The sequence below is a fragment of the Actinomadura sp. GC306 genome (genome assembly GCF_004348665.1).
GTDB lineage: Bacteria > Actinomycetota > Actinomycetes > Streptosporangiales > Streptosporangiaceae > Spirillospora.
Genome location: NZ_SMKM01000427.1, coordinates 1 through 3,378 on the forward strand (window position 1 = coordinate 1; position 3,378 = coordinate 3,378).

The 3,378-nt window shown below is 72.6% G+C and carries 3 protein-coding genes; 1 reads left to right on the forward strand and 2 read right to left on the reverse strand.

Annotated features, from left to right (window positions below; genetic code table 11):
* Positions 1-83: 83 nt before the first annotated feature.
* Together E1200_RS32120 and pdxH are read right to left on the reverse strand one after the other, a co-directional pair.
* On the reverse strand, positions 84-1,451 hold the full coding sequence (locus tag E1200_RS32120) for an MFS transporter (RefSeq protein ID WP_131956245.1): 1,368 nt from the start codon (positions 1,449-1,451) through the stop codon (positions 84-86).
* On the reverse strand, positions 1,448-2,062 hold the full coding sequence (pdxH, locus tag E1200_RS32125) for a pyridoxamine 5'-phosphate oxidase (protein ID WP_243709016.1): 615 nt from the start codon (positions 2,060-2,062) through the stop codon (positions 1,448-1,450). Before pdxH ends, E1200_RS32120 begins: the two co-directional genes overlap by 4 nt.
* A gap of 183 nt (positions 2,063-2,245) precedes the next feature.
* On the opposite strand from pdxH, the gene E1200_RS32130 reads away from it, so the two are divergent.
* Positions 2,246-3,352 (forward strand): citrate synthase 2, encoded by a 1,107-nt coding sequence (locus E1200_RS32130; RefSeq protein ID WP_131956250.1) that lies wholly within the window; start codon positions 2,246-2,248, stop codon positions 3,350-3,352.
* Positions 3,353-3,378 lie beyond the last annotated feature (26 nt).

Genomic DNA, 3,378 nt, shown 5'->3' on the forward strand with positions numbered 1-3,378 from the left:
GACAGGCACCACACCGGTCACCCCTCGTTGACTTGCGGCGTGTTGTTGTTATGGAGCGCCGGATGACAACAACACGCCGCAAGTCAACGAGGGGTGACCGGTGTGGTGCGGGTGTCGTAGCGGAGCAGGGCCGGGACGGCCAGGGCCGCGATGACGACCAGGACCGCGCAGGCGATGCCGCCGCCGACCCAGGACACGGTCGCACCCGCCACGCTCGCGGTCGCGCCGGCGCGGAGGTCGCCGAGCCGCGGCCCGCCCGCGACGACGACGGTGAACACGCCCTGCAGCCGTCCGCGCATCTCGTCCGGCGCGTAGGTCTGCAGCATCGACTGGCGGAAGACGGCAGACACCAGGTCCGCCGCGCCGCCGACGGCGAGCAGCACCACCACGAGCCACAGCCGCCCGGAGAGCCCGGCGGCGGCGACCGCGAGGCCCCAGATGACGATCGACACGACGAGCGCGACGCCCTGGCGGTGCACCCGGCCGATCCAGCCGGACACCAGCCCGCCCAGGAACGCGCCGATCGCGATGGCCGCGAAGAGCCAGCCGACCGCGCCCTCGCCGCCGAACCGGGTGTCGGCCACCTCGGGGAACAGCGCGCGGGGCATCGCGATCGCCATCGCGATGATGTCCACGACGAACGACATCAGCAGCACCGGCTGGGTGGCCAGGTAGCGCAGCCCGTCGATCACCGACCGCAGGCCGGGGGTGCCGGCGATCTCCCCGAGCGGCGGGATGGCGGGCAGCCGCAGCGCCGCGTAGAGGACGACGGTGAACAGCACGGCGTCGAGCGCGTAGGCGGCGGCGTAGTTCCAGCGGGCCAGCATCAGCCCGGCGAACAGCGGCCCGGCGAGCATCCCGAACTGGCTGGCGGTGAAGGCGAGGGTGTTGGCCGCCGGGACGAGCGGCCGGTCGATCAGCCGCGGGATGATCGCGTTGCGGGTCGGCGAGGCCACCGCGAACCCCATGGCCTGGACCGCGACGACCGCCATGATCAGCGTGAGGCTGCCGATGCCGAGCAGCGCCTGGGCGAGCAGGAGCAGCGTCGCGACCCACATGATGCAGGACGAGACGAACAGCAGCTTGCGCCGGTCCATGTGGTCGGCGACCGCGCCGCCCCACAGCCCGAACACGATCAGCGGGACGAGGTTGACGAAGCCGAGCACGCCGACCCAGAACGACGAGCCGGTCATGTCGTACACCTGGACCGGGACGGCCACCGCCGTGACCTGGAAGCCGACGAACGAGACGCCCTGCCCCAGCCACAGCCGGCGGAACTCGGGCGCGGCCAGCGGCCGGGTGTCGATCGCGAGCCGGCGCAGGCTCCCCTTCCCCCGCCGCTTCTTGCGCGCCTTGCCCGCTTCCCGGGGTTCCTCCTGCTCCGCGGCCGGTTCCGGCCCCCCGGGACCGTCAGGACCATCGGCGGGGGTTGACTGCTGTTCCGATGTCACGGAGACAGTCTCTCCACCACCCAATCCGCGTGCTCGTCCGCCCTGCGGTAACGGATGCGGTCGTGGAGCCGGTCGCGCCGCCCCTGCCAGAACTCGATCGATTCCGGGACGACCCGGTACCCGCCCCAGAAGTCCGGCAGCGGGACGTCGTCGGCGCCGTCCGTGTCGGGCCAGCGTCCGGCCAGGCCGGCGTAGCCGCGCTCCAGCACGTCCCGTCCGGGGATGACGCCGGACTGGTGCTCGCTGGCCCACGCGCCGATCCGCGACCCGTACGGGCGCGTCCGGAAGTAGGCGGCGACCTCGTCCCGCGCGAGCTCGTCCACCGGGCCGGCGACGCGGACCTGCCGGTACATGGCGTGCCAGGGGAAGACCAGCGCGGCGCGCGGGTTCTCCGCCAGCTCGCGCCCCTTGTCGGACGTCAGGTTCGTGAAGAAGCGGAAGCCGCGCGGCCCGTACCCCTTGAGCAGGACCATCCGGGCGCTCGGCACGCCGTCGCCGGACGCGGTGGCGAGCACCATCGCGTTCGGTTCGGCGAGCCCGAAGGTGTGGACGTCGGCGAACCAGGCGGCGAACAGCGCCAGCGGATCGGCGGGGAGCGAATGTTCCGCCAATTCGCCCCCTTCGTAGGATCTTCTGAGCCGTGCGGGGTCCGGCGGTGTGGAATCCACAGCGTCTGAGCCTCTCACCTGGGACTGGTGCAACTCACCAGACCCCTGGGTACTGGCAAGTAAGGCGGACAGGGTTCAATGGCACGGCACCGCCTTATCACTCTTGGGGACGAAAGGCAGGACGACATGTCCGACTTCAAACCTGGTCTCGAGGGGGTCGTGGCCTTCGAGACCGAGATCGCCGAACCGGACAAGGAGGGCGGCGCCCTCCGCTACCGGGGCGTCGACATCGAGGATCTCGTCGGCCGCGTCTCCTTCGGTGACGCCTGGGGCCTCCTGGTGGACGACAGCTTCGACCCGGGCCTGGCCCCGGCGGACCCGCACGTCCTCCCGGTCACCTCCGGCGACGTCCGGGTGGACGTCCAGAGCGCCCTCCCCACCCTCGCACCCGCGTACGGGATGCGCCCGCTGCTCGACATCACCGACGAGGAGGCCCGCGCCGACCTCGCCCGCGTGTCGGTGACGGCGCTGTCGTTCGTCGCCCAGTCGGCGCGCGGCATCGGCGTCCCGATGGTCCCGCAGGAGCGGATCGACGCCGCGACGACGATCACCGAGCGGTTCATGGTCCGCTGGCGCGGTGAGCCCGACCCGAAGCACGTCCGGGCCATCGACGCGTACTGGGTCTCGGCCGCCGAGCACGGCATGAACGCCTCCACCTTCACCGCGCGGGTGATCGCCTCCACCGGGGCGGACGTCGCGGCGGCGGTGTCGGGCGCGATCGGCGCCATGTCGGGCCCGCTGCACGGCGGCGCGCCCGCCCGCGTCCTGCCGATGATCGAGAAGGTCGAGCAGCTCGGCGACGCCCGCAAGGTCGTCACCGACATCCTCGACTCCGGCGACCGGCTGATGGGCTTCGGCCACCGCGTCTACCGCGCCGAGGATCCGCGCGCCCGCGTGCTGCGCCGCACCGCCAAGGAGCTCGACGCCCCCCGCTTCGAGGCCGCCAAGGCGCTGGAGGACGCCGCTCTCGCCGAACTGCGCGAGCGCCGCCCGGACCGCCCGATCGAGACGAACGTGGAGTTCTGGGCCGCGGTCATCCTGGACTTCGCCGAGGTCCCGACCGCGATGATGCCCGCGATGTTCACCTGCGGCCGCACCGCCGGGTGGGCCGCGCACATCCTGGAGCAGAAGCGCACCGGGCGCCTGGTCCGCCCGAGCGCCAGGTACACCGGGCCGGGCAGCCGCTCCATCGACCAGGTGGACGGCGCCGCCGCGCTGAAGCCCGCCAGCTGACCCCTCCGCGGAACGCACTCCCCGCC

Excerpts from the sequence above, each read along its gene's own strand:
- E1200_RS32130 (WP_131956250.1), top strand. The coding sequence starts at position 2,246 with ATGTCCGACTTCAAACCTGGTCTCGAGGGGGTCGTGGCCTTCGAGACC.